We start from the raw sequence: 23,710 nt of genomic DNA, 5'->3' as shown, positions 1-23,710 counted from the left end.
TTCACGGCACCGGCGCGAGCCGTTAGGCGCGCGGGCGCCCGCTAGGACCGCAGGCTGGACAGAATCTCGCACGGATCAGCGTCAAGCGCCGCAGTTAAGTCGAGAAACTCGATGACGTCGAGACGACGCTCTCCACCCTCGTACTTGGCCACGAAGGATTGGGGACGATCAAGCTTCTCGGCCACCTGCGCCTGAGTCAGGCCTTTGGCCTTGCGCAGGGAAACCAGCTGGGCCAGAAACCGCTGGTGGCGGGGCGAGCGAAGAGATTTGGGCATGTAGGCGAACCGGTCGGGTAAAGACCGGATCAGCGACTAATCCCGGTTTCGGATTATCCCATTTTGGGATATGCTGCGTTGCATCCAGCGCTCAACAGCCGAGGCTCGCAACAGGCATGAATCGATCAATGGGAACAGATGAGACTCGAAACTCAACTCTGTGCGACGAAGTCCCCTGGTCGGAGAACCTGACGGCCTACGATAGGCAGCATTTCACGATCTACCTGCGGATCCTGGATGCCTGCGCCGACAATGCCAGCGAAGAGGAGATGGCCGATCTCATTCTAGGCATCGACCCGGCCCTTGAACCGGTCCGCGCCCGCAAGGCTCTTCGCAGCCATATCGACCGGGCGAACTGGATGGTCACGACCGGCTACAAGGAACTGTTCGCCGGCTGACGCACAGCACGGATTGTCATGCTCTTCAAACAAGGAAGTTCAGATACCCGTCACTCATGAGCGCACGGCCGCGAGAGACGGCGCGGCGGGAGCGGTCACAACTGGTTCGCGTGCTGTTTGACTGCCATTTCCAGTGCTTGGCTCAGAGGCACAGCCTTGGAGAACAGGAAGCCTTGAGCGGTTCGGCAGCCAAGCTTGTGCAGGGTTTGCCGATCCGCCTCTGTTTCGACGCCCTCGGCCATGACCTCGATCCCGAGCATGTTACCGAGATCGATGACCGATTTGACAAGCAGTCGGTCCTCTCGGGACTTGGCCAAGCCGCGAATGAAGCCCTGGTCTATTTTCACCTTGCGTATCCGACTGTCCTTGAGCGATGCCAACGTGGAAAAGCCGGTGCCGAAGTCATCGAGCGCGATGGAAATGCCGGCATGTGAAAGCCGTCCGAGCTTTTCATCCACTCTGTCCGGGTCAACCGGGGATTCTTCGGTAATCTCGATCTCGAACATCGTTGCAGGGAGACCTCTTGCCGCCAGACCATCCAGAACCATGTCGTCGATATCGCCGGCTTCCAGTTCGCGCGGTGAAACATTCATCGCCACACGGAGATCACGACAGTCAGCTTTCACCAAGCCGTCGATAAAAGCACAACAGTCGGCGAATACGGTTTGCGTCAGCAGCTGAAGCATTCCGGTTTCGCGTGCAGCTGTGATGATTTCGGGTGGAGAGATGGCACCATGAGTCGGATGGGACCACCTCAGCAAGGCTTCAAAGCCGACCACAGCCTCGGTGTCGAGTTTCACGATCGGCTGGAACCAAGGTTGCAAGCTTCTCGTCTTTATCGCCGAATGAAGGTCCCGTTCGACGGACTGGCGGCGTTGCAGTTCCCTGTCGAGTTCGGCATCGAACAGGCAAAATTCGTTCCTGCCACGACGCTTGGCCGTATAAAGGGCGATATCCGCCCGCAACAACATTTCGGTCAGGCCCGGGCTTTCCGCCAGGTATATTCCTATTGATGCCCCCACCCGGACGGACGCGACCTCGATATAGGGGCGGGCAATTTTGGCTATGATATTGGAGGCGAGATCACTGGCAGAAAGCGAAACCCTCGTTGAGGGAAAAAACAGCACGAATTCATCGCCGCCGATACGAGCGAGCGTTGAGCCTTCCGGTGCTTCCTCCTCTATGCGGCGGGCGATCCTGACAAGCAGTTCATCACCGGTCCTGTGACCGTAGGTATCGTTGACGGATTTGAACCCGTCCAGGTCAACCAGCATTGCCACGAAGGGGCCATCCGCGGTCTCGAACCGTCCGATAGCGTCTTCGAGGCCACGCCTGTTGAGAAGGGCCGTCAGGTGGTCCTGCCTGGAACTGGCCTTCATCTCCGCCGCAAGCCGCTCGGCCTCATGCCTCAGGCGGCTCGCTTCGCGGAACCGTGCTTGCCCAACAAACGAAGCTCGAACCAAGCCGCCCATGAAGAGCAGAACGGTAAAAGCCAGAATGTAGTCTTCAAAATTGCCTTTCGCCAAAAGGCAACCCACCGTGATGAGGAGCGGAGGTGTGATGAAGTTGATCGCCGCCGCGGCATACGAACTGCCGTATGTAACCGCACCAGCTGAAATGCCCGCCAGAATGACCAGATGCAGCGGTGCTTGAGGTGTCGTGTATCCAACAGTCAGGACGGCCAGGAAGGACCAGGCAAACCCTGCCAGAAGAGCAAGGATGCCAAACCAGCGAAGCCGCCGCAAAACCCCCACGAAATTGTCATGGCGCCCTGTTTCCTTTAGCTGATAACGCGCGAGTGCAAGGCGGGCGGCATTTATCGCATTGACGACCAGGAACCAGATTACAGCGGCAAAGCCGCTGCCAGAAAGGGCGTGCACCGCCCAAATCAGGCCTGACAGGATAGCGCTTATCGGCATCGACACGAAGAGGCCGGTCCTCAGGTCAGCAAGCTGATCCTGACGGATTTTGGCCTCCAGCGTGTCTTCATTCTTCGGGGCCATGGACGGACCGGCTTGCTCCCATCGTTGTTCGCGACGACAAGCTTACGCAAGCCCACTGAAGGACGGGTTAACTATCCAGCGGGGGTAACCAGTGCGCTTACCATGGCTCCGGGTCGCACGTCTGCTGTTAGGATTGCCGGCTGACCATCGAGATCTTGACCGTGCTATGCCTTGATCCGAACCATCCCAGGATCGGCAACGTCACCATGGAAGCAGCCTTACAAACGGCATCAAACGCGCCCGGCGAGACAAAAGGAAGCCGGGCCGAGATAGCGTTCCAGAGCGGCAGCGCTGCCTGCGATTCACCGCCTGAGCATGGCCGAGATGCCATGGCGGATAAAGGGAAGATATTGGGCAAAGCGAAGCCCCGCATGTCTTGCAAGCCGTGCCGTCGGGTGCTCGCCTGAGTAGAGAGCGACAAGTACATTCGTAGCATGATAGAGCGGTGCCGCCGACAGACGCAGCCGGCTTTCGTATCTGCCGAGCATGTCAGGATCAGCAATGTCGCGGCGCTCACGACATGCCGCCAGGATTCCATCGGCGAGTTGCTTCTGGCCGCTGAGGCCGATGTTGAAGCCATGCGCGGTCACGGGGTGCATGCCGAGGGCAGCATCGCCGATCAGTGCCGCACTCGGAGCCCAGAACTTGTGCGCCCAGGTCGTGACCAGCGGATAGGCATGGCGGGTGCTTGCCAAGGTCATCTCTCCGAGGCGTCCTCGACACCGGCTCGTCGATTCCATGAGGAACAAATCGTCGTCGAGAGCAAGCAGTCTGTCGGCCTCGCTTGAGCGCAAAGTGAGAAGCAGCGACGACACGCCTTCCATGAGCGGCAACATCGCTATCGTCTGATGGTGATCGAACCATTCGACCGCGATCTGGTGATGGGCGCGCTCGTGCCTCACCCGGCAAATCAGCATGGAGTTGCCAAGCCGATTGATGTCGGCGCCAATGCCGAGCAGGTCGCGCGTCGCGGACAAACGCGAATCCGCTGCAACGAGCAGCCGAGCCGCCAATTGCCTGCCATCAGAGAGCGTTATGACTGCTTCTTTGTGGCTGGTTGTTGCATTGACGACCGAGCGGCCGCACAGCAGCTGGGCATGATCCTGGAAGTGGACAAGCTTGAACAGGGCGTCGCGGATCCGACAATTTGGGACCAGAATTCCGAGTGGTTCCCCAGATCCGCTGGGAGAATCGAAGCTCAGGGCGAAAGGGCTCGATCCGTTGAGCACGCGCGCGCCTTGTAGCGGTGATTTGTCCGAAGCCGGGATGGCATCCCAGGCGCCGAGCTCGCGAAGGATTCCAACCGATGCGTGGGTCAGCGCGATCTCGCGACCGTCGAAAGCCGGATTCGCCAGGCTTTCGAGCGACTGCCGTTCAACCACTGCCACCTTGAGTCGGCTCTGGGCAAGCGATGCGGCGAAGGAAAGTCCGACCGGCCCGGCTCCGACGACAATAACGTCGAATCTATCGACAGAGCCGGCCATCAGCGTGCCGCCATAGCGTCGGCTATCTGCGACGAAGGGCACTGGAGCGCATCGCAATCGATCCACGGTTTGCGGCTCATCTCCCCAAGCGTCTCCACGCGACCTAACCGTCCGTTAGACATCCGTTCTCCGTTCAAAAATGATCAATAAACCATGCCTATGAAGAGATAACCCTGATGTGGATCAACCAGGCTCGATAAACGCGGCAACGGCGGGTTCACGGTCGACTGGTCGATCGCCACGCCATGGTCTGGTCAGGTCATCATGGAATGGCCGGCTTCCCGTTCGGTGCGGCCCTTTTCTGGCCGAAAGTTCGGCAACGCATTCTGGCTGATCCGTTCGCACCAGTCGCGCGCCGAAATCGGCATGACGCGAAGCAACCGCGGAAAATATTCGAGCGAGTCGTTGCAGGGCAGGCTGGCTCAGCTGCGTGGCTCGTCGCGGTCGATCAGGATCCGCTCGGCGGCGCCATCGAGATCTTCATATTGGCCGCTCCTCAAGGCCCACAGAAACCCGGCCAGCCCAAGCGCTCCGAGCAACAGGGCCACAGGTATGAGGTAGGCGAGCGTCGTCATGAGGATTGTGCCAGTGCGCCAATGTCGGAGTGCCTGTCATGTCGGGCATCTTGCACCGATGCATTTGACACGAAACCTTGCAAGCGTAGCGCATTGCCGATGACCAGGAGGGACGAGGCGGACATCGCGACCGCTGCGATCAGTGGCGTAACGTGCCCCAGGATGGCGACCGGCACGGCGATGCCATTGTAAACGATCGCGAGGGCGATGTTCTGCCGGATCAGCCGTCCGGCCTTCCGCGAAATGTCTAAAGCAAGTGGGACCGCCAGAAGACTTTTACGCAGGAACACGAAATCCGCGGCGTTGCGACCGATATCCGCCGCCGTGGCCGGAGCGAGCGAAACGTGTGCGGCACCCAATGCAGGCGTGTCGTTGAGCCCATCGCCGACCATCAGGACCTTGTGGCCGGATCTGGTCAATGCTTCGATGTGTTCGACCTTGCCCGAGGGAAGCAACGCGGGAATAAAGCGCTCGACGCCCAGTGCTTCCGCGACTTCGACACAGGCAGCTTCTGTGTCGCCCGACAGCATCTCCACCGACACGCCGGCGCTGTTCAAGAGTTCGAGAGCCGCCTTGGCATCGGCACGCAGCTCATCCTCGAAATCGAAAGTCGCGACAATGACCCCGTCCTTCGTCAGAACGGTTCCGCCATAGCCTTGTTTGCCTTCGCCGCCGGTCCGGGCTTTCCACTCAGCCCATCCGCGGCGACCCAGCCGCCAGGTACTGCCCTCGGCGATGGCTTCGATGCCGAAGCCCGGATGCTCGCTGACGGACGCGAGTTTCGGCTGGCCGGCAAAGGCTGCATGGCCAGCGATTGCCTTTGAAAAGGGATGGCGGGAATGCGCTGCCATCTCGGCCGCCATGGCGAGCATCGTCGGATCGATGGACGGGGCATTGATCAGCCTGGGCAGTCCGAGCGTAAGCGTGCCGGTTTTGTCGAACAATGCCGTGTCGATCCCGGCCAGGCGCTCCATGGCGGAGCCGTCCCTGACCATGACGCCGCTTTCAAACAGCCGCCGCGCAGCGACCACCTGCACGATCGGCACGGCGAGACCGAGCGCGCACGGGCATGTGATGATCAAAACGGCGATTGCGATTGTTATTGCGCGGTGCCAGTCGCCGGTCGCCGCCATCCAGCCGAGGAACGTCACAAAGGCGGTGAGGTGGACCACGGGGGCGTAGAGCGCGGAGACGCGATCGGCGATCCTGCGATGGCGGGCGCGGCCGCCCTCTGCCGCTTCCATCAGCCGAACCATTTCGGCCAGGAAGGAATCCTTCGCGGCGGCCGTCGCCTCGATGGTCAGTGGACCGGTGAGATTGAGTGTACCGGCCTGGACCTGCGCCCCCGGGCCCACCGTTCTGGGCGTGCTTTCCCCGGAAACCAGGGAACAGTCGAGATCCGACGCCCCGCCAATGATCCTGCCGTCGATGGGCACCCTCTCGCCGGCCGCGATCAAGAGCTCCATTCCCGGTTCGATCTCGCCAACCGGCAAGTAGTCGCGCGAACCGTCCTCGCGCAGCACCATGGCGCCGCGCGCCGCCAGCCGAGCCAGTCCGTTCACGGCCGTCCGTGCCCGTTCCCGCATCACGTGATCCAGCGTGCGGCCGATCAGCAGAAAGAACAGCAGCGACACCGACGCGTCGAAATAAGCATGGTCGCCATGGCTGATCGTCTCGTAGAGGCTCATGGCGTAAGCGAGCGATACCCCGACCGCGATCGGCACGTCCATGTTCATTCGGCTGTGGCGCAGCGCATTCCAGGCCGAGCGAAAATAGATGCCGCCGGCGAAAGCGAGCGCAGGAATGGCAATCAAGGCAGAGACCCAATGGAACAGGTCGCGGGTCGCGCCTTGCGCGCCGGACCAGACGGAGACTGATAGCAGCATGATGTTGCCCGCCGCAAAGCCGGCGACCGCGACGGCGCGGATCAGTTCCGAGAGCATCTTGTCCTTCCCGTCAGCCTCGGGATCGAACAGGTGCGCGCCATAGCCCAGCCGTCCAAGTGTGGCGACGAATGGCGGAACCTCCTCGCCGCGCCACCGGACCGAAACACGTTTCGTCGAAAGATTGACACGAGCGCCTTCGACGCGATCCAGCTTGCCGATCGCCGTCTCGATCGTCTGGATGCAGGCGGCACAATGCACAGCCGGCACCGAGAGGTCGGTCTGGCGAAGATTTTCGCCAATCGAGCGGCTCGCCAGTCTGATTTCGTGGCCAGAAGGCAGGACCAGTGTGACCTTTTCCAGGTCCAATGCCATTTCGGCGCCTGGCACGCAGCAGCTCATTGCAGCGCCCCGCGGGAAATCACGATCCGGCGAACGTCGCGATAGGGTTCCGCAAGGCTCGCATCGGCGTCGATTTCGACGATCCAGACGCCATCCTTGGGGATGTGGTGCGCGGCGAATATCTGACCGGAGGCAGCTGCAAGAGTGACGGATTCGTCCTCGGCCTCGTAGGCGGGATGACGAAACAGCACCTTGACGCCATGCACGGCAACCGTCTTGCCGCCAGCATCGGTGAGGCTGTAGCGGACCTCACCGCCTGCGATGGTCAGTTTGCCAGTCCAGCCGAGGGCTGCCTGAGCTCGCCCTTGCTCGGCCTTTTTGTTGAATTGCTGGCTCGCCACATAGGTGTTTTCGACGACAAGGCCGGTCCAGCTCGTGTTGGCGAGCGTCGCCATCGTCAGATTGACCGCTATGACCACGCCGAAGAAGCCAAGGATTGTGAACAGCATATGCCTGCGGGTGAATTCGCGAGATTGTCGCGAGGTGTCGCTCATCTGGCGATCTCCGGTGCGTTGAAAGTGGCCGTGTATTCGTCCGACTCGAACGTTGCCTTGTTTTCGACCCGGAACTTGAAGCTTTGCGCTGCACCCCGAACCTGATCTGCCGGCTGACGCACGAAAACCTTGAGCATCTTCAGCCGGTCGGGTTCGACCGGGATGGCAAAGGAGCGATCCGCCGGCAGATCGATGCCGACGACGCTCATTTCGGCTCCATGCAGGCCCTGCATCGTGACAATGATCGTTCTTGGTTCGGGGATCATGTTGAGCAGCTTGACGGTGTAGCCGTTGCGGATCGAACCGTCGGACAGCGTCACGAACTGCGGGTTGCGATCGTGCAGGACATTCAATTCGAGCCGTTCGCGGGTCAGCAGCGAATAGAGCAGCGCGAGACCGACCGCCGACCAGGCGCCCATGTAGATGAAGGTGCGCGGGCGAAAGATCTTGCGGATATGGAAACGGGCCACCTTGTCGGAGAACAGGCCGTCAGCGCTCCTGACCAGTGACGGGTTGACTGAACCGGAGCCGCCCGGGGTCGCCAGCATCATGTTGGCGTTGTAGTCGGCCAGCGTCGCATAGGAAATCAGTCCGCGCTCCCTGCCGAGCTTGTCCATGATACCGTCACAGGTATCGATGCAGAGGGCGCAGGTGATGCATTCAAGCTGCTGGCCATCACGAATGTCGATCCCCATCGGGCACACCGCGACACAGCCATTGCAGTCGACGCAGTCGCCGACGGGCTGCCCGGCGGCAAGGACCCTCTTGGCGTGACGCGAGCGCGGTTCGCCGCGCCAGTCATTATAGGTGACGGTGAGGGAATTCTCGTCGAGCATGGCCGCCTGGATGCGCGGCCATGGGCACATGTAGGTGCAGACCTGCTCGCGCATCAGCCCGCCGAACGTATAGGTCGTCGCCGTCAGCACGGACACGGTGATGTAGGCGACGGGGGCGGCGGTGCCGGTGAAGAGTTCCCCAAGCAGCGTCGGCACATCGGCGAAATAGAAAATCCAGGCGCCGCCGGTCAGCACCCCTATGACCAGCCAAATGGCGTGTTTCGATGTTCGCAGCACGAGTTTGCGCGCAGTCCAGGGACCGGCATCGAGCTTGATGCGCGCGTTGCGGTCGCCCTCGATGGCTCGCTCGACGACCAGAAACAGATCGACCCACACGGTCTGCGGGCAGGTATAGCCGCACCAGGCCCGGCCGACGGTGGATGTGATCAGGAAAAGGCCGACACCGGCCATGACCAGCAGGCCGGCGACGTAGTAGAATTCCTGCGGCCATATCTCGATGAAGAAGAAGTAGAAGCGGCGGTTGGCAAGATTGACCAGCACGGCCTGGTCAGGGGCAAATGGCCCGCGATCCCACCGCAGCCAGGGGGTCAGGTAGTAGATCCCCAGCGTGATTGCCATCACCGACCACTTGAAGCGGCGGAAACTGCCAGAGGCCCGGTTCGGGAAGATCTTCTTGCGTCCGGCATAGAGCGGCTGACGGGTCTTGGCGGAGTTGACCGCATCGGCTTCGAGCCGTTCTATTTGCGTGTTATCGAGCACGAGAAGCTCCAGTCACCAGCGACGATTTCGCCGGAAGCCCGACCCATCGGTTTCTGGATGATGCCGAGGCCCGGCTCGCGCCGGGCCTCGTCGCTTGGCGGTTGGGGGGAGGACGAGAATAGGCTTGCGTTCCTATTCTCCGCCGCCAAGCGAATGGACATAGACCGCGAGTTCCTTGACCTTGATCTCGCCGAGACGCCCGATCCAGGCCGGCATGACGCCATGCCTCGGGGCGCGGACCTGCGCGGCGATGGCTGTTTCGCCAGACCCGTAAAGCCAGATCGCGTCGGTCAGGTCGGGTGCGCCGAGCTCCCTGTTGCCCTTTGCATTCTCACCATGACAGGCCGCACAATTCTCGGCGAAAACATTGGCGCCGAGTTCGATCAGGCTTGTGTCCTGAACAGGATCGGAGAGGCTTGCGACATAGGCGCCGACCTGCTTGATCTGATCCGTCGTGATGATGTCGCCAAAAGCAGGCATTTCCGACAGGCGCGTCTCCGGGTCTGATGCGAAGCGGATGCCGTGCGCAATCGTCTGCTGGATCTGTTCGGCGTTGCCACCCCACAGCCAATCGTCGTCGTTTAGGTTGGGAAAACCCTTGGACCCTTGAGCGCCCGAGCCATGGCACTGCACGCAATTGACCTTGAACGCGGCGCCACCTGCGGCGACCGCGAATTCGCGTAGTGTATCGTCGGCAGTAATCTCGGAGACGGTCTTCGCCTGAATGGCAGCGACATATTTGCCCTTGGCCACTTCGGCCGCCGCCAGTTCATTCTTGACGTCTTTGCGGCTCGAATACCCCAGCACACCCCTGGTCGCGGAAGTCAGCATCGGCCATGCCGGATAGACGACGGTGTAGCCGATCGCCCAGGCAATGGTGATGTAGAAGGTGATGACCCACCAGCGCGGAAGCGGGTTGTTGAGTTCCTTGATGCCGTCCCACTCATGGCCGGTCGTCGAGATGCCCGAAACCTCGTCGATATGCTCGCTGCCCATGATCAGTCGTCCTTGAGAGGAATGTGAGCGGCTCTCTCGGCTTGCCTGCGGCTGCCGGGACGAAATGCAAAGGCAACGCATCCGAGGAAGAAAAGTGCCATGGCAAGTAGGCCCCAGCTGTCGGCAAACTCCCGCATGAAATTGTAGGTCATCGCCATTCTCCTCAGCGGTAACCGGCGGCTTCGTCATAGGTCCTGAAATCGACCAGCGTGCCGAGCATCTGGAGATAGGCGACCAGCGCATCCATTTCGGTGACCTGCTGCGGATCGCCGTCGAAGTCCCCAACCTTGACTTTCGGATAGCGTCTCTCCAGGCCCGATGTGTCGGCATTCGCATCGGCCTGCGCCATGAGATCGGCATTGGCATGAGCGATCATGTCGTCTGAATAGGGCACACCGACACGGCTGTTGGCGATCAGATGCGTCGAGAAATCCTTCACCTCGATGGGCATGTCCTTCAGGAACGCGTAGCTCGGCATGATCGATTCCGGCACCACCGAACGCGGCTCGGTGAGATGCTGGACGTGCCATCCGTTCGAGTAGCGGTCGCCAACCCTGGCGAGGTCCGGTCCGGTGCGCTTCGAGCCCCACTGGAACGGGTGGTCGTACATCGACTCGGCCGCCAGGCTGTAATGCCCATAGCGCTCGACCTCGTCACGGAACGGCCGGATCATCTGGCTATGGCAGAGGTAGCAGCCCTCGCGCACATAGATGTTGCGCCCCACCAGTTCGAGTGGCGAGTAAGGGCGCATGCCTTCAACCTTCTCGATCGTGTTGTCGAGATAGAAGAGCGGTGCGATCTCGACGATGCCGCCGATTGTTACGACCAGCAGGGACCCGAGGAGAAGAAGTGTGGCGTTCTTCTCGATGACCGCGTGTCTGTCCATCAGGCCCATTTTCTGGCTCCTGATCGCACAGGCTGGAGGGCGGGGATGGAGCGCGGCATCGGATCCTCCTCGCGCTGGTAGCCGAGGATGGTCATGGCGATGTTCCAGGCCATGATGAGGGCGCCCGACAGATACATCGCGCCGCCGATGGCGCGCATGACATAGTAGGGGTGCATGGCGGCCACAGTTTCGGCAAAGGAGTAGACCAGGAAGCCCTGCTCGTCGTATTCGCGCCACATCAGGCCCTGCATGATGCCGGACACCCACATGACAGCGGCGTAGACGACGATGCCGAGCGTCGCCAGCCAGAAGTGCCAGGTGACGAGCCGCAGCGAATAGAGCCGTTCACGTCTCCAAAGCTTCGGCACCATGTAGTAGATCGCGCCGAACGAGATCATCCCAACCCAGCCGAGCGCACCGGAGTGCACGTGACCTATGGTCCAGTCGGTATAGTGCGACAGCGAATTGACCGTCTTGATCGACATCATGGGACCTTCGAAGGTCGACATGCCGTAGAAGGCGATGGCCATCACCATCATGCGGATGATCGGGTCGGTCCGGATCTTGTCCCAGGCGCCGGATAGCGTCATCAGGCCGTTGATCATGCCGCCCCATGACGGCATCCAGAGCATGATCGAGAACACCATTCCGAGCGTCTGCGCCCAGTCAGGGAGTGCGGTGTAGTGGAGGTGGTGCGGACCGGCCCAGATGTAGAGAAAGATCAAAGCCCAGAAGTGGATGATCGACAGCCGGTAGGAATAGACCGGTCGGTTGGCTTGCTTGGGCACGAAATAATACATCATGCCGAGGAAGCCGGCGGTGAGGAAGAAGCCGACGGCATTGTGGCCGTACCACCATTGCGTCAGTGCGTCCTGTACGCCGGAGAAGGCTGAATAGCTCTTGGAGCCCAGGAAGGAGACCGGCATCGACAGGTTGTTGATCACATGCAGCATTGCGATGGTGACGATGAAGGCAAGGTAGAACCAGTTGGCGACATAGATGTGCGGTTCCTTGCGCTTCAGGATCGTGCCGAGGAACAGGATGAGATAGGCGACCCAGACAATGGTCAGCCACAGGTCCACATACCATTCGGGCTCGGCGTATTCGCGGCTCTCGGTGATGCCGAGCAGGTAGCCGGTTGCCGCCATGACGATGAACAGCTGATAGCCCCAGAACACGAACCAGCCGAGATCGCCGCCGAACAGACGCGCGCGGCAGGTCCGCTGCACGACATAAAGTGACGTGCAGATGAGTGCATTGCCGCCGAAGGCAAAAACCACGCCGGAAGTATGCAAAGGCCGCAGTCGGCCGAAATTGAACCAGGGCTGGATGTTGAGATCGGGGTAGGCGAGCTGCAGGGCGATGACCACGCCGACCAGCATGCCGACGACGCCCCAGAATACGGTGGCGATGGCACCGTAGCGGATCGGCCCATCCATGTAAGCGGCGGGGTCGATCGGAACTGCCGGCTTGAACTCCGTGTTGCGCAACAGAATCGCAGTGAAGCCAGCCACGGCGAAGAACAAAACCCACATATGCCGGCGAAAAGGTTCATCTACGCCGAAGCCGGCAGCCACCAGGGCCGCAAACGCAAACAGGCTTAGAAGGACGATCTCTGTGCCGAATTTCATCGCAAGCCCCGATTTCCAATTCCGGCGGGCGCCAAACCGCAGTGCCTTATTGCGCAGCCGTGGCCTGCTCGCCCTGATCCATGTCAGAGCCGCACGATTTTGCTTCGAGCAGCATCGAGTTCGGTGCGATCAGAGTGTGGCGATCGAATGTGGAAGCGCAGCACCGGCCGCCACGCTTACGGACAGGCCCCGCGTCCCCGGTCGGGCCGGGTATGGAGGCGATCGCGGGCGTGTGGGGAAGCGCGCCTTCTGTGACGCTGGAAAGTAGGCCGATGCCTTGCCGAACGTCGATCGTTTCAATGCCTTGGGACAGCCAGCGCCAGCCTTCGTGACATTCGTAATTCGGGGAACCAGCAATTTCAAGCACTTAGCCGATCCAAAAAATCGCACGGCTGATCTACAGCATATCTACAGAATCTGGTTTCGCTATGGCCTGATCTGATGATTGCCGAGATCGTCGTGACAGGGGGGCTTCGCACGATTTCAGTATCGCAACGCGCTTTCACGGCGGTAACAGGGGTTCGATTCCCTTGGGCGTACCAGATAGATCAAGCACTTAGCTGCCTCCCGCCCAAACTCGTCTAATATGCGTCTAAAATGAGCCCTGTGGACGGTGCTGAACTCCTCTGGAAATAGATGGAATAAGCCGCGCCAGTAGTTGCCGACGTGGTCCCATTGTCCCCGTCGGGTCGTCGGATTCGTCTCCCGTACAATTATTGCAAGCCGCCAATACGGCCCATGCTGGCCTCGCGCAGATTACACATTTGTGATCATCTTGCGGCCGACAACGAATCAGGGGGGCTTAAGATGAGTGCCAAAAGATGCAAAATTCACTATAGGAAGCTTCGGCGCGATAATTCGCAGTTTCCAGCCGAGACTTTAAGCGCGAAGATCCGGCAGGCGCTCAATACCAAGAAAGGCAACGCCCGGATTGCCGAGAGTGTCAAACACCGCATCGCGGATGTGCCCAAAGCGGACGGTTATCAGCGCTTCCTGAACGATTTTCACGAAACGGATGAATATGTCTTCGGTGACATTTGCCTGTTCTCTCCGGGCCAAATGCAAGCCCTACTTCAGCTGTCGGCCGACCCCACTCATCCTACGCTCGACGAGGTCATGAAGGCCTGGGCCATCGCCGAATCAAAAGCGCCGGCCGGGCACGAATATCTCCACGGCATCGCGTATTGGCTGGCGATTGGGGACCATTTCTATCAAATCCAGCACGTCACGTTGCAAGCCAAGTCCATGGAGGAATACCTGACCTGGCTGCTGCGCGATCAGGCGGGCGTTATATCAGCGGCCCAGCACGTGGAGTTGCAGGCCGAATTCGACCGAGATCAGGTCGGTGGCGACCTCGGCGACGTGAAGTCGGTGGAAATTGGCGGCCTTGTGCCCGAGACGGTGCGTCCCGCTCTGCCGGCTGTCGCGACACCGCAGGTCATCGAAATCGAAACCCACGAGAGCCTTGGCGAGAAAATTGCGGCCGGTTGGGGGAAGGCCAGGAAGATTATCGAGGATCTTCTGGGTCCGGTGGAGGCGGAAAAGTTGATCGAGTCCATGCCCCCGGATGCTGCGTTGGAAGTTACGGTCAACATCGGATATCGTGCGACCAAGAGGAAATTCGGTAAGGAGTTTATGGGCAATCTGGCAGCAGGTTTGCGAAACGCGCCGGACGGCGAGTTGCGGGTTCGCGGGCGCGATGGCGAGATCAAAGGTGATGACGCGCGTCTCTCTGCTGACATGACGGTGCGAAAGATGTCTGATACCAGCGGTCTCCTTGATCTTGAACACGCCCTTTCACAGATGCTCGAAGTCCATCGGCGTTTTTTGCATGATGGAAAGATTGTCGGTTAGCCCCATATTTAGGGAATGAACATACGTTGGAGCCATATCGTCCTTCCCCTTGCCGGCGCAATAGCTGCGGCGGAGCTTGGATCTGTGGCTTTTTGGGAGGCGGCTAAACCTTCGCTTCTGACTGCGTTGTCGGTGATCGCGGCAGGCGTTCTTGTTCGGTTGGCTCGGGGCCTGCCGTTCAGCAATCCTGATCAGTTTGAGCTTGGCGAAGTCCGACTTATTGCGGCGGCGATCAAGCAATCGATCCGCGCTCTTCGCGCACTGATCGGCGTTGTGTTTTTGGCCATGGGTTCGCTGGTTTTCGCGAAAGCAATAGCCGCGGCTTTGACGTCGGCCGCTTTCATTCCTCCGGAAACCCTACTCTACGTGGAGCCGGGAATGTCCGCCGTCGTGGGCTTCCTGCTCACCTACGTCTTTGTTCGCATTTTTTCTGTGATCAAAGGGGACGTTAGCTTGGTTGATCTTCAATCGGAGCTGTTGGTCAAATCGGTCGAACGAAAGCAGGCGGAGCGCTTTGATAAGTCGCTAACGCAATCCGATACGCCACCGATAAAAAATCCGGAAGGCTACGGGAAGATCATTCAATAGCATTCGGCTGCTGGCTCGACCTTTGGCGAAGAGGACCATTTCGCACTCAAGCCGTTCTCCAGACTTCGACGATGGTGTAGATGGTTCGGACTCGCCGACGCCGCCATGGGGATCATGGGCCAGGGTAGATAGCCGGCCTTTCACCGGCCAAGGTCATCGCCGCGCGTCTTGGTGCGCTCTTTTGAAGTCACAAATATTTCGATGGTCTCCGCGCGGTAGAGGATCCGGCCCTGCTTTTTGCCGTAGTCGGGGCCGGTTCCGAGGACCCGCCAACGGGCGAGCGTGGCTTTGCTGACGCGAAGAACGCCGGCCACGTCATCGGCCGTTAGAAGCACCTCCCCGGTGGCGGCAAAGGCCACCGCGCCAAATTCGTTCGCTCGTTCGGCTGCGTGAGACAACGCTTCTGCCTTCTCGGCGACGCTCGGCAATCCCTATCGCCCGGCGCGCTCCAGTCACAGCGATGCGGAGGTCGCGGATAGGATCAACACCGAGCATTTGTGCGCGCCTTCCGCTCAGGCCGCCGATTCGAGGAGAAGGCCGCAGTCCCAGGTAGAGACGCAATCAAGCTCGCTATCGGCGGGGACCCCGGACAGAATGCAGCCGTAACGGTCATAGGCGCCGACTCCGTCCACGAAGAACCATGCGGAGCGGCCTTCGGCGTCGGTGTGATCGCCGTCCTCTTCGTCACGGAATGGGCGGAGCGGCCCGACACAAACACCGCCTCGGGTGCGATAGGTTCCGCCGGTCATGACGTCGACCGGTTCGCCAACTTCTTGGTCTTGACCAGCTTTCGCGAGCCTCGCTGCGACCAAGATCAACTTGCTGAATTCGGGCAGTTCTGTAGTTTGGGTGATAGCCATATCGAAGCGTCCTCTTCGGTTGTGGTTAGAGCCGCGAGTGATGGAAACACTCGCCGGTTCACTCAAGTTCAGATCAAAGGAGCGCATTGTCAAGCATCCTGTATCAACTATTCTGTTTATTATTTTCAACGCTGCCAGACGGTAGCATCTCTACTGTTGCATACTGCAAACGTCTTCCCGATATGCCGGGTAAGTGTTTGCAAAAGGCAAACGGCTGGCAAGCTAATGAGGCTTGCAGGTCAGGGCTTCCGTATGAAGCGCAACTTACCGAAGAGAGGCTCACCCGTCACGGAGGGAGCGGCGCAGGCACTAGTTTGAAGGCGGCTCAGCCTGTTCTTGAGCAAGCTGTCGGCAAGCCATTCGCGGTGGCTTCGATTTAAGGCTGCTCTACTTCGAGCGGTTGTAAGGCGACTGGTTCGTGGGGCTGAGCGAAATACCTTCGTCGCTGGCCTTGGCATAGATCGCATCTTCAGTACGCTGAAGCTTGAGGCCGATCACCCGAGTGGGAGTGTTCCCCTTTGCCAGTTCCTTCAGCGTCTTCACCTGGTCGGGTGTCCACGCCTTTCCGTGGTTCTTGGGCTGCTTTGCCATTCGATATCTCCCTTCACCTAACGCTTTTTCGTGACCCCGATGGGGTCATGCAGATGCTTCTCTGTGTGGCCGCAATTGTCGCATTTCAGGGTTCGTTCCTGGACGCCCGCGAAGCCGAAATACGGGTGCTCATGAGAGGCAACAATCTTCATTCGCCCGGCATTGCAGATGGGACAGGCCCCGCCAGAACTTAGTGCAGCTATTTTGGCTTCCAGTTCCTTGATCTTCCGATCGCGGTCGTGGATGGTTTCCCTTGCGTCCGACAGGGCGATCTTCACGCCCGCGAGCGTACCGTAAAGGTCGGCCATTTGCGATTTGGGCGCCGCAGCGTCAAACCCCTTGTCGACCTCCGAAGGTCTTTGACGATGCCTGTAGCCTGAGCCAGCAATGTCAGGCCGGTTGCTATGTCCATGATGCCCTCACTTTAGAGGCGAGCGTTGATCCAATCCCACAAGTTCTGACCGAGCCAACCTTGGTGCTGCCCGTGTACCAGTTTCGTGACGATCACACGATCATTTGTATCCATATGCGTTCGAATGTCAGCATCCAGTGCGTCAGCCGATAATGTCGAGCTGATGAACCACACCGAATCCAGCCCAGAGTCTTTAATGTGCTCGTAACGGGCTAGATGGTCGATATGGTTTTGGCGCGCCTGGTTGTAGTTCGGCTTCTGCTTATTCAGGTCCCAAGTGACTAAATAGACGGACACGACTTCCTCCCTGCCGTTATGGGCATGATGGAAGGAGTCGGCCGGGTTGTCGAATCGTCTCTGAGCTAGTCTTACTGTTCCAGGCCTTCAAGCATCGACCAGTCAGGGCCTTTGACCCTACGATAGCGGCCGTAGCCCACGTTCACGAGCAGCCCTTCCTCGCACATGGAGGCGAGAGAGCAGCGAGGGATCCCGATGTCGGTCAGGTCTTTTGCCCGGATTTCGCCCTTCGTAAGAGCAAGCGAGACGGCGCGTTCCCTCAACGTCGGCTTCGGCCCACCCGCAAGTCGGATCCGCTCAGCGCGATCGCGATCACGCTCCGCATCCTCAACGAGGGCTCTAGCGTAGCCTTGAGGGAAATGGGCAACACAAAGTTCGCAGTTTCGTTCAGCCCGGGGCGACGATCATTTTCCCGCATGAGGCGCACTGACCTCGGCCGAGTCCAATGCTGACTCCATTAGCCGGTTGCGTGTCGAGCACCTCGGGCATCAATGCTTCGACGACACGGTGGCCGAAACGCTCCTGGCTCATGCGATCCGATGGAGAGCGGATGCTGTCGCTACGCGGCTTCTTCTAAGCCCAACGCGAGCATGCCTTGCTCCGAACCTAAGTAAGCGACGCAGGCCCCGCCGCTTCGGTCTCATTCAAAGGGCGGTTGCGCCTCGGCCGCCGCAGCGCCGTTCCAGCCGGCTCATGCTGTCCACGGTGACACGGCGGTTGTTCTCGATCCGAATCACGCCGTCCATTCTCAGGCTGGTCAGCTGACGGCTCACGGTCTCGTTTGTAATTCCAAGGAAATCAGAGATGTCGGCACGCGTCATCGGCAGCTCGAAGCACGCCGACCTGGCCGCCGGGTTAACACTGGAATCGATGTTCCGGGCGATCATGAGGAGAAAGCTCGCCACCTTCTCCGGTGCGGTCTTGCGCCCCAGAGTAACCATCCATTCGCGTGCCTCGTCGAGTTCGTTCAGCGTCTGCTTGAGCAGGCGATGCACAAATTCCGGTGATTCCTTCATCATCCGTTCGATGGCCGCTCTCGGAAACGAGCATAGCGAGACAACTGTTGCCGCTTGCGCATTGATCGCGCTTTTCACCTTGAAGGGCCGTCCCAGAAAATCCGGCGCGAACTGGAGGCCGACGATCTGCTGGCGGCCGTCCGAAAGGCTCTTCGTCAGCTTCACCACGCCTGAAAGCACGTTTGAATAGCTGTCGACCGCCTCGGCGTCGCCGATCAGTTCGACCCCCGGCTCGATTTTGTGCCGCGACGAAGTCTTGGCTAGCCGAGCCAAATGGTCTGGTTCGAGCGCACCACAGACACCGCGGTGCCGTGCCTCGCAAGACAGGCAAAGAACGGGAATGCCGGAACTGTGAATATCCTGCCGTAATGTCATTCGATCGGTCTACCGGTCCAGTGCAGGCAGGATAGCAATCGACGGTAGAAAAATCCTTGCGGCAGTTTGTCCGTGCTGAAGGTTGATCGAAATCAGGGCTTAGGCTCATCCAAGCATCCACAGTTCCGGCGACGCAAACACGGTGGACCACGACATGCGACCGGAGCTAGCTGCCAGACTTGGCGAGAATGTCCCGCGCTATACCAGTTATCCGACCGCGCCGCATTTCCATACGGGGGTCGATGCTGTCGTCTACCGAGGCTGGTTGGAGGCGCTCGAAGGCGGTGACGAGATATCGCTTTACCTGCATATTCCCTATTGCGACAGGCTCTGCTGGTTCTGCGCGTGCCATACCAGACAGACGCGCCACTATGAGCCGGTAGCCGCTTATCTGCGCTCGCTGTATGCGGAGATCGCGACGGTTGGCGGCCTTGTCAGCGGCAAGGGCCGAGTTCGCGCAGTTCATTTCGGGGGCGGTTCGCCGACGATGCTGAGGCCCGAGGACATGCTGACACTGGGCACGGTGCTGCGGGACAGCTTCGTTTTTCTCGGCGATGCGAAGGTCAGCGTCGAGATCGATCCGAACAATACGGACGAAGCCCGCCTTGATGCGCTTGCCGAAATCGGCATGACGCGGGCGAGCCTCGGGGTGCAGGATTTCGATCCGAAAGTGCAAAAGGCGATCAACCGCGAGCAAAGCTTTTTGCAGACCAAGGCAGTCATCGACCAAGTTCGTTCCCGCGGAGTGGATTCCGTGAACCTTGATCTGCTCTACGGCCTGCCGCATCAAACCAGGGAGACTCTGTGTTCCACCGTGGCGCAGGCGCTCACCCTGGAACCGGACAGGATGGCGCTGTTCGGCTACGCTCACGTGCCCTGGTTCAAGAAACATCAGACGATGATCGACGAGGCATGGCTCCCCGGTCCCACGGAGCGGTTCGCTCAATCGCGACTTGCCGCGCGAGCGATTGTGGACGAGGGCTATGAATCAATCGGGCTCGACCATTTCGCAAAGCCGGGCGACGCGTTGGCGGTAGCGGCCCGCGCGGGCGCTTTGCACCGCAATTTTCAGGGCTACACGGACGATCGCTGCGAGACATTGATCGGACTTGGCCCTTCGTCGATCAGCCGTTTTCGCCAGGGCTACGTGCAGAACATGCCTTCGACCGGCGAATACGGCCGTGTGGTTGCAGACGGCAGGTTGGCGGCTGTGCGCGGCATCGTGCTCTCCGACGACGATCGCGTCCGGGGATGGATCATTGAACGGCTGATGTGCGATTTCGCCTTCTCGGCTGTCGATCTGGTGGAGAGCTTCGGGCAAGCCGGCCAAAGGCTCCTGCTTCAGGCAAGCTCCATCGCCCTTAAGGATCCTGCTCAACTGCTTGAACTGCAAGGCGACAGTTTCGTCGTACCGGCGGCAAATCGCCCCTTCGTGAGGAGCATTGCGGTGAAGTTCGATAAATATTTTGAAAGTGCAAAGGCCAGGCACTCAGCGGCAGTCTGAGCACCGCACAGGAACGGTCATGGTTTCAATCGATCGTGAACCGATTGCGCTACATTTTTGTCTCTTCATAGGCGACCGTCGCGTCGAGATAGGATTTCTGATCGGACCAGATGCGAAGACCTTTGGCATAGCGACGATGTCGTCCAGTCGTGCCTTCCATTTGTTGCGACCAGAGGGGCTGCTTGCCACCTTTCTGCGGCGTGCCCAAGTGATGTTTGTTTTTATCGTCTGTTCGCGACAGTCTCACTCTGCCGCGGCCAGTCTCGCCAGGTGCCTGTTCGCGCTTCGCGACGACGGCAGGATCATTGATGAAATCGGTCCTGCGCCCCGGGCTTGCTGCCTCGTTGGCTTCGATCATTCCTTCGGTAGCGCATAACGGACAACGCGCAACGTTTCCTCGTCTTCGAGGATCACTTCAAGAACCTGGTTCACAAGATCATCGTCGTCCAGCTCGATCAGCGCCATTTCGAAAAGTTCGATCTGCATGTCGAGATCCATGCCTGGCGGGCCGTTTAGGCAAACAAGCCCTGCGTGGATGGCAACATCTGCATACTGTCCCTTGGTGCCCGGATTATCCTTTGGCCCCCTAAAATCCACCGAGTTCTTCGTTACGAAGGTCCAGTCGCCTTCAAGAATGATCGGCTTGAGCTCCCAGTCCTTGAGCCCGGCGAGCCCCAGCCAGACAACGTGGCTGGTCTCGCAATGACCCTTCCCATGCGCAATTTTTGCAAGCTCGGGGGTGAGACATTCATCGATCAGGAACTTCATCCCGCCTTCCTAAGACGCGGAACACGGCGATCGGAAGTGATGACGGAGCCTTTTGGAAGGTCTCCAGTACGAGGACGCCCTCGCAGGGGGTTCGCCTCTGCATAAATCGCCGCGAGCCGTACCTTCTCCGTGTCAAGGCTCGGGTAGGCCCCAAGAATGCGCTCAACCGAATGACCGACAGTGACTGATGCCGCGACATCATACACTGGGACGCGAGTGTTACGGATAACGGGCGTGCCGCTGAGCACGTCATCCGACGACGTGACCATCTCGCGAGCCGCCTCGAGATCGGACAGACGTTCACTCGTGCTCTTCAGGAACGGCATCAGATCGATCGTTAGAAAGTCGTCTCGCACGGTCCAGTCCTCGCGCAGCAGTGCCGCCCAAGCGAGGGAGCGCGAGCGTGTTAGCTTGGGCTCAACCGTCCTGATCGCAAACAGTCGTTCTTCCGAGGTTAGACGCTTTGCGGTCTCGAAGTAGAAGCTGATGAAGGAGCAGGCTCCAGCCAGGACGTGCCGGCCGTTGTCAACCGATACGAAGGCATCGGGCAGGATGCGTTCATCGATTGCGCGATTGACATCTCGCAGGCTTACACGCGAGACCACGGCGGCCTCGGTTGCCTTCAGCATTTCGGCTACAGCTGCCATGGTCGCTCCTAAATAAATCTTCCGACGCATCGGAGATATATAATGAGAGCGTGCCTTTTTCAATGCCTGATGGCGATTTTGACCTTCACAACTTGGCCGAGCTTCTGAGCTGGCTTTCTTTTTTTGGCGTCCAGCCGCCCCCAAAGTCAGTGCAACACGGGCTTGAATTCCCCGGTTCTCGAGGCGGCCAGGTCGGCATCATCCCCTTAGCAGCCGTACATCCAGTTCAATCGGCCGGAACTAACGGCTGCCATTGCCCCAGATATCCGCCGACCGAAGCCGATCCCTTTCAGGCAGCGAACGGACTCCCTCCATGGCAAGAGCTCACTCGGGAGACCTGGGGCAAGCTCCTGGCAACCTACTGAGCGAAAAATAACGTCCCGCCTCCATAAGCACGCAGCTAACAGGCGGCGGCTGCTGTGGCCCGCCTGAGCAGGATAGTTACTCTCGTGCCCTCATTCGGGCTGGAGTTCACGTCGAATTGCGCGTTGGCGTTTTCGATCAGCGAGCGCGCAATCAACGCGCCGAGCTTACCGTGCTTGGGCCATGTCTCGCCTTCTGGCAGGCCGATACCGTCATCGGCGACGACCACCCGGCAGCCTTCACCCTCAACGATGCTGTGCAGGGTGATCGTGCCTCCCTCGCGTCCTTGAAAAGCATGCTTTAGTGCATTGGTCAGCAGTTCGTTCACTACCAGTCCGGCGGGCATGGCGACATTCATCGAAACTGGGTAGGTGTCCACGCTCATGTCGAGCCGGATGCCCTCTGTAGTATGCGCGGTCATGACTCCCGATGCGATTTGACTGAGATAGACGCCGAGATCAACCTCGTCCTTTGGTTCGTCACCGGAAAGTTCTTGGTAGAGCATCGCCAAGGCATCGACACGTCCTGCTAGGCGCTCGAAACGCTTTTGGTCCGGCTCTACCGCATTGCGAGTTTCGAGTCGGATCAGGGCGGTGATCATCTGCAAATTGTTCTTGACCCGGTGCTGGAGTTCGCGCAACTGAACGTCTTTTTCGCGGATGCGCTCATCGGTCTTGCGGCTGTCAGTCTGGTTGTAATCGACACTCCCGACAACTCGGCCAGTCTGACCTGGTCGATTCCGAGCAGCGCCCGCGCCGCGCGCATCTGTGCGGAAGTGATCAAGGCAGCATCCCTCGTCTGGCCACATAAAGCGGCACTAAACGTTATAGTCACGTCTCCTTCATGGGTGCGTCTCAAGAAGTAGCGATCTTCTGACTCGCCCTCCCCAATGGGGAGTGAACGTATCCGATGATCAAATTTTGTCCGATAGCGCGACCTGAAGTCTCCATCTCTTTCATAAGCACACGCAATTCGGCTGGAGCAGCGAGACATTTCGAAAACCTTCCAAGAACCCCAGCAGTTCCGGAGTACGCGAATTGCGGAGCGCTATTGCTGCCGATGTCAGCGGACGGTTCCTTTACGGCGGCTTCGTGCCCTGCCCGCAATGCCTGAGCGGCGTTCGCGCGAGCAGGCCAGCCGCAACCGCCCTTCGAAACGCCGCCGACTTGATCCTCCGCCACCAAAGCGCCGAGGGTCCGCTCGCGAGGGCCTTTGCCGATCGAACTTCATCCGGGTCGCCCACCGCGCGCGACGACGAGCGTTGCCATTGCGTTGCTGAGCAGATTCGTGAACGCACGGCATTCGAACATGAAGTGGTAGACGCCAAGGATCAGCGTCATGCCGACGAAAGGGGCGGTCGGGACGACAAAGAGCGTTGCAGCCAAGGTGACGAATCCAGTACTGGTAATGCGATCTGCTCCTTTGGAAGGGAGCATGGCGAAAAAAAGCAGCAGCACCTGATCGCCGATTGACAGATCGGTGTTCGTCGCCTGCGCGATGAAGAGGGCCGCCAGCGTCATGTAGATATTCGTGCCGTCCAGATTGAACGAATATCCGGCCGGGATGACGAGACCCACAACCGAACGCCTGGCGCCCGGCTTCTCCATCTTCTGCATGAGCGAGGGGAGCGCGGCCTCCGAGGAGGACGTTGCGAGGACAAGCAGCAGCTCTTCCTTGATGTAGCGAATGAGAGAACAGATCGAAAAGCCGTTGTAGCGGCAGACCGCGCCGAGAACCCCGAACACGAAGAGGAAGGCGGTGATATAGAACGTCGCGACCAGCATCGCGAGGTTGACGACCGAACCGATGCCATATCTGCCGATGGTGAAGGCCATTGCGCCGAAAGCGCCGA

At 59.6% G+C, this 23,710-nt stretch carries 26 protein-coding genes and 2 pseudogenes; 4 read left to right on the top strand and 24 right to left on the bottom strand.

Features of this window, described 5'->3' with window-relative positions:
- Nucleotides 1-41: 41 nt before the first annotated feature.
- The gene (locus NKI01_RS27200) at nt 42-275 is read right to left on the bottom strand and encodes a helix-turn-helix domain-containing protein (protein WP_023679646.1); all 234 of its coding nucleotides are present in this window, start codon (nt 273-275) and stop codon (nt 42-44) included.
- A gap of 128 nt (nt 276-403) precedes the next feature.
- Between NKI01_RS27200 and NKI01_RS27195 the strand changes: the two genes are divergently transcribed.
- Nucleotides 404-673: a DNA -binding domain-containing protein gene (locus NKI01_RS27195; protein WP_352453619.1), complete on the top strand. Its 270-nt coding sequence runs from the start codon at nt 404-406 to the stop codon at nt 671-673.
- Between the two features lie 95 nt (nt 674-768).
- Here the strand turns inward: NKI01_RS27195 and NKI01_RS27190 are convergent, their stop codons facing one another.
- The 11 genes from NKI01_RS27190 to NKI01_RS27140 form a co-directional block, all read right to left on the bottom strand.
- A complete protein-coding gene (locus NKI01_RS27190) occupies nt 769-2,676 on the bottom strand; it encodes a putative bifunctional diguanylate cyclase/phosphodiesterase (RefSeq protein WP_352965301.1) in 1,908 nt (635 codons plus the stop codon).
- A 302-nt stretch (nt 2,677-2,978) separates the two neighbouring features.
- Entirely contained in the window at nt 2,979-4,160 is a 1,182-nt protein-coding gene (ubiM, locus tag NKI01_RS27185; protein WP_352965323.1) for a 5-demethoxyubiquinol-8 5-hydroxylase UbiM, read from the bottom strand.
- A gap of 422 nt (nt 4,161-4,582) precedes the next feature.
- The gene (gene ccoS, locus NKI01_RS27180; RefSeq protein ID WP_352920111.1) at nt 4,583-4,735 is read right to left on the bottom strand and encodes a cbb3-type cytochrome oxidase assembly protein CcoS; all 153 of its coding nucleotides are present in this window, start codon (nt 4,733-4,735) and stop codon (nt 4,583-4,585) included.
- A complete protein-coding gene (locus NKI01_RS27175; RefSeq protein WP_352965300.1) occupies nt 4,732-7,020 on the bottom strand; it encodes a cation-translocating P-type ATPase in 2,289 nt (762 codons plus the stop codon). Before NKI01_RS27175 ends, ccoS begins: the two co-directional genes overlap by 4 nt.
- Complete coding sequence (locus NKI01_RS27170) at nt 7,017-7,514, bottom strand: FixH family protein (protein ID WP_352753276.1); 498 nt, start codon at nt 7,512-7,514, stop codon at nt 7,017-7,019. The genes NKI01_RS27175 and NKI01_RS27170 overlap by 4 nt, the downstream gene beginning before the upstream one ends.
- The gene (gene ccoG / locus NKI01_RS27165) at nt 7,511-9,070 is read right to left on the bottom strand and encodes a cytochrome c oxidase accessory protein CcoG (protein WP_352965299.1); all 1,560 of its coding nucleotides are present in this window, start codon (nt 9,068-9,070) and stop codon (nt 7,511-7,513) included. The genes NKI01_RS27170 and ccoG overlap by 4 nt, the downstream gene beginning before the upstream one ends.
- Nucleotides 9,071-9,202: 132 nt before the next feature.
- Nucleotides 9,203-10,066, bottom strand: coding sequence for a cytochrome-c oxidase, cbb3-type subunit III (gene ccoP, locus NKI01_RS27160; RefSeq protein ID WP_352549579.1), 864 nt, complete (start codon nt 10,064-10,066; stop codon nt 9,203-9,205).
- A gap of 2 nt (nt 10,067-10,068) precedes the next feature.
- Complete coding sequence (locus NKI01_RS27155) at nt 10,069-10,218, bottom strand: cbb3-type cytochrome c oxidase subunit 3 (RefSeq protein ID WP_352457387.1); 150 nt, start codon at nt 10,216-10,218, stop codon at nt 10,069-10,071.
- 11 nt (nt 10,219-10,229) lie between these two features.
- Complete coding sequence (gene ccoO / locus NKI01_RS27150; RefSeq protein ID WP_352549583.1) at nt 10,230-10,961, bottom strand: cytochrome-c oxidase, cbb3-type subunit II; 732 nt, start codon at nt 10,959-10,961, stop codon at nt 10,230-10,232.
- Nucleotides 10,952-12,583 (bottom strand): cytochrome-c oxidase, cbb3-type subunit I, encoded by a 1,632-nt coding sequence (gene ccoN / locus NKI01_RS27145; RefSeq protein WP_352965296.1) that lies wholly within the window; start codon nt 12,581-12,583, stop codon nt 10,952-10,954. The genes ccoO and ccoN overlap by 10 nt, the downstream gene beginning before the upstream one ends.
- A 46-nt stretch (nt 12,584-12,629) precedes the next feature.
- Nucleotides 12,630-12,950 (bottom strand): hypothetical protein, encoded by a 321-nt coding sequence (locus NKI01_RS27140; RefSeq protein ID WP_352965294.1) that lies wholly within the window; start codon nt 12,948-12,950, stop codon nt 12,630-12,632.
- A gap of 440 nt (nt 12,951-13,390) precedes the next feature.
- Here NKI01_RS27140 and NKI01_RS27135 point away from each other — a divergent pair, with 440 nt between their 5' ends.
- Together NKI01_RS27135 and NKI01_RS27130 are read left to right on the top strand one after the other, a co-directional pair.
- Nucleotides 13,391-14,437 carry a hypothetical protein gene (locus NKI01_RS27135; protein WP_352549587.1) on the top strand — a complete coding sequence of 349 codons (1,047 nt, stop codon included), beginning with the start codon at nt 13,391-13,393 and terminating at the stop codon, nt 14,435-14,437.
- Nucleotides 14,438-14,521: 84 nt separating this feature from the next.
- A complete protein-coding gene (locus NKI01_RS27130) occupies nt 14,522-15,025 on the top strand; it encodes a hypothetical protein (protein WP_352965293.1) in 504 nt (167 codons plus the stop codon).
- Nucleotides 15,026-15,165: 140 nt separating this feature from the next.
- Here the strand turns inward: NKI01_RS27130 and NKI01_RS27125 are convergent, their stop codons facing one another.
- The 6 genes from NKI01_RS27125 to NKI01_RS27100 form a co-directional block, all read right to left on the bottom strand.
- Entirely contained in the window at nt 15,166-15,453 is a 288-nt protein-coding gene (locus NKI01_RS27125) for a helix-turn-helix domain-containing protein (RefSeq protein WP_352549590.1), read from the bottom strand.
- Nucleotides 15,454-15,537: 84 nt separating this feature from the next.
- The gene (locus NKI01_RS27120; RefSeq protein WP_352549591.1) at nt 15,538-15,972 is read right to left on the bottom strand and encodes a hypothetical protein; all 435 of its coding nucleotides are present in this window, start codon (nt 15,970-15,972) and stop codon (nt 15,538-15,540) included.
- A gap of 300 nt (nt 15,973-16,272) precedes the next feature.
- Nucleotides 16,273-16,476: a hypothetical protein gene (locus tag NKI01_RS27115; protein WP_352549592.1), complete on the bottom strand. Its 204-nt coding sequence runs from the start codon at nt 16,474-16,476 to the stop codon at nt 16,273-16,275.
- Between the two features lie 17 nt (nt 16,477-16,493).
- Nucleotides 16,494-16,784, bottom strand: coding sequence for a hypothetical protein (locus tag NKI01_RS27110; RefSeq protein WP_352549594.1), 291 nt, complete (start codon nt 16,782-16,784; stop codon nt 16,494-16,496).
- Between the two features lie 116 nt (nt 16,785-16,900).
- Nucleotides 16,901-17,185: a hypothetical protein gene (locus tag NKI01_RS27105; protein ID WP_352549596.1), complete on the bottom strand. Its 285-nt coding sequence runs from the start codon at nt 17,183-17,185 to the stop codon at nt 16,901-16,903.
- 644 nt (nt 17,186-17,829) lie between these two features.
- Entirely contained in the window at nt 17,830-18,576 is a 747-nt protein-coding gene (locus tag NKI01_RS27100) for a Crp/Fnr family transcriptional regulator (protein WP_352549597.1), read from the bottom strand.
- Between the two features lie 154 nt (nt 18,577-18,730).
- Here NKI01_RS27100 and hemN point away from each other — a divergent pair, with 154 nt between their 5' ends.
- Nucleotides 18,731-20,080: an oxygen-independent coproporphyrinogen III oxidase gene (hemN, locus tag NKI01_RS27095; protein ID WP_352549599.1), complete on the top strand. Its 1,350-nt coding sequence runs from the start codon at nt 18,731-18,733 to the stop codon at nt 20,078-20,080.
- Between the two features lie 49 nt (nt 20,081-20,129).
- Here hemN and NKI01_RS27090 read toward each other — a convergent pair whose 3' ends face one another.
- The 6 genes and pseudogenes from NKI01_RS27090 to NKI01_RS27065 form a co-directional block, all read right to left on the bottom strand.
- Entirely contained in the window at nt 20,130-20,438 is a 309-nt protein-coding gene (locus NKI01_RS27090; RefSeq protein ID WP_352549601.1) for a hypothetical protein, read from the bottom strand.
- Nucleotides 20,435-20,848, bottom strand: coding sequence for a DUF5615 family PIN-like protein (locus NKI01_RS27085; RefSeq protein WP_352502746.1), 414 nt, complete (start codon nt 20,846-20,848; stop codon nt 20,435-20,437). The genes NKI01_RS27090 and NKI01_RS27085 overlap by 4 nt, the downstream gene beginning before the upstream one ends.
- Complete coding sequence (locus tag NKI01_RS27080) at nt 20,845-21,495, bottom strand: DUF433 domain-containing protein (RefSeq protein ID WP_352549603.1); 651 nt, start codon at nt 21,493-21,495, stop codon at nt 20,845-20,847. Before NKI01_RS27080 ends, NKI01_RS27085 begins: the two co-directional genes overlap by 4 nt.
- A gap of 400 nt (nt 21,496-21,895) precedes the next feature.
- Nucleotides 21,896-22,576, bottom strand: a pseudogene (locus tag NKI01_RS27075) (sensor histidine kinase); the annotation flags it as partial.
- Nucleotides 22,549-22,641, bottom strand: a pseudogene (locus NKI01_RS27070) (helix-turn-helix domain-containing protein); the annotation flags it as partial. The pseudogenes NKI01_RS27070 and NKI01_RS27075, both read right to left, overlap by 28 nt.
- A 443-nt stretch (nt 22,642-23,084) precedes the next feature.
- The coding region (locus NKI01_RS27065; RefSeq protein WP_352965292.1) for a cation:dicarboxylate symporter family transporter at nt 23,085-23,710 on the bottom strand (626 nt) is incomplete at its 5' end.

The sequence above is a fragment of the Mesorhizobium sp. M0815 genome, assembly GCF_040319995.1.
Taxonomy (GTDB): domain Bacteria; phylum Pseudomonadota; class Alphaproteobacteria; order Rhizobiales; family Rhizobiaceae; genus Mesorhizobium.
Note: the sequence above shows the minus strand (reverse complement) of the source record. Positions and strands in the feature narration are given on the sequence as shown.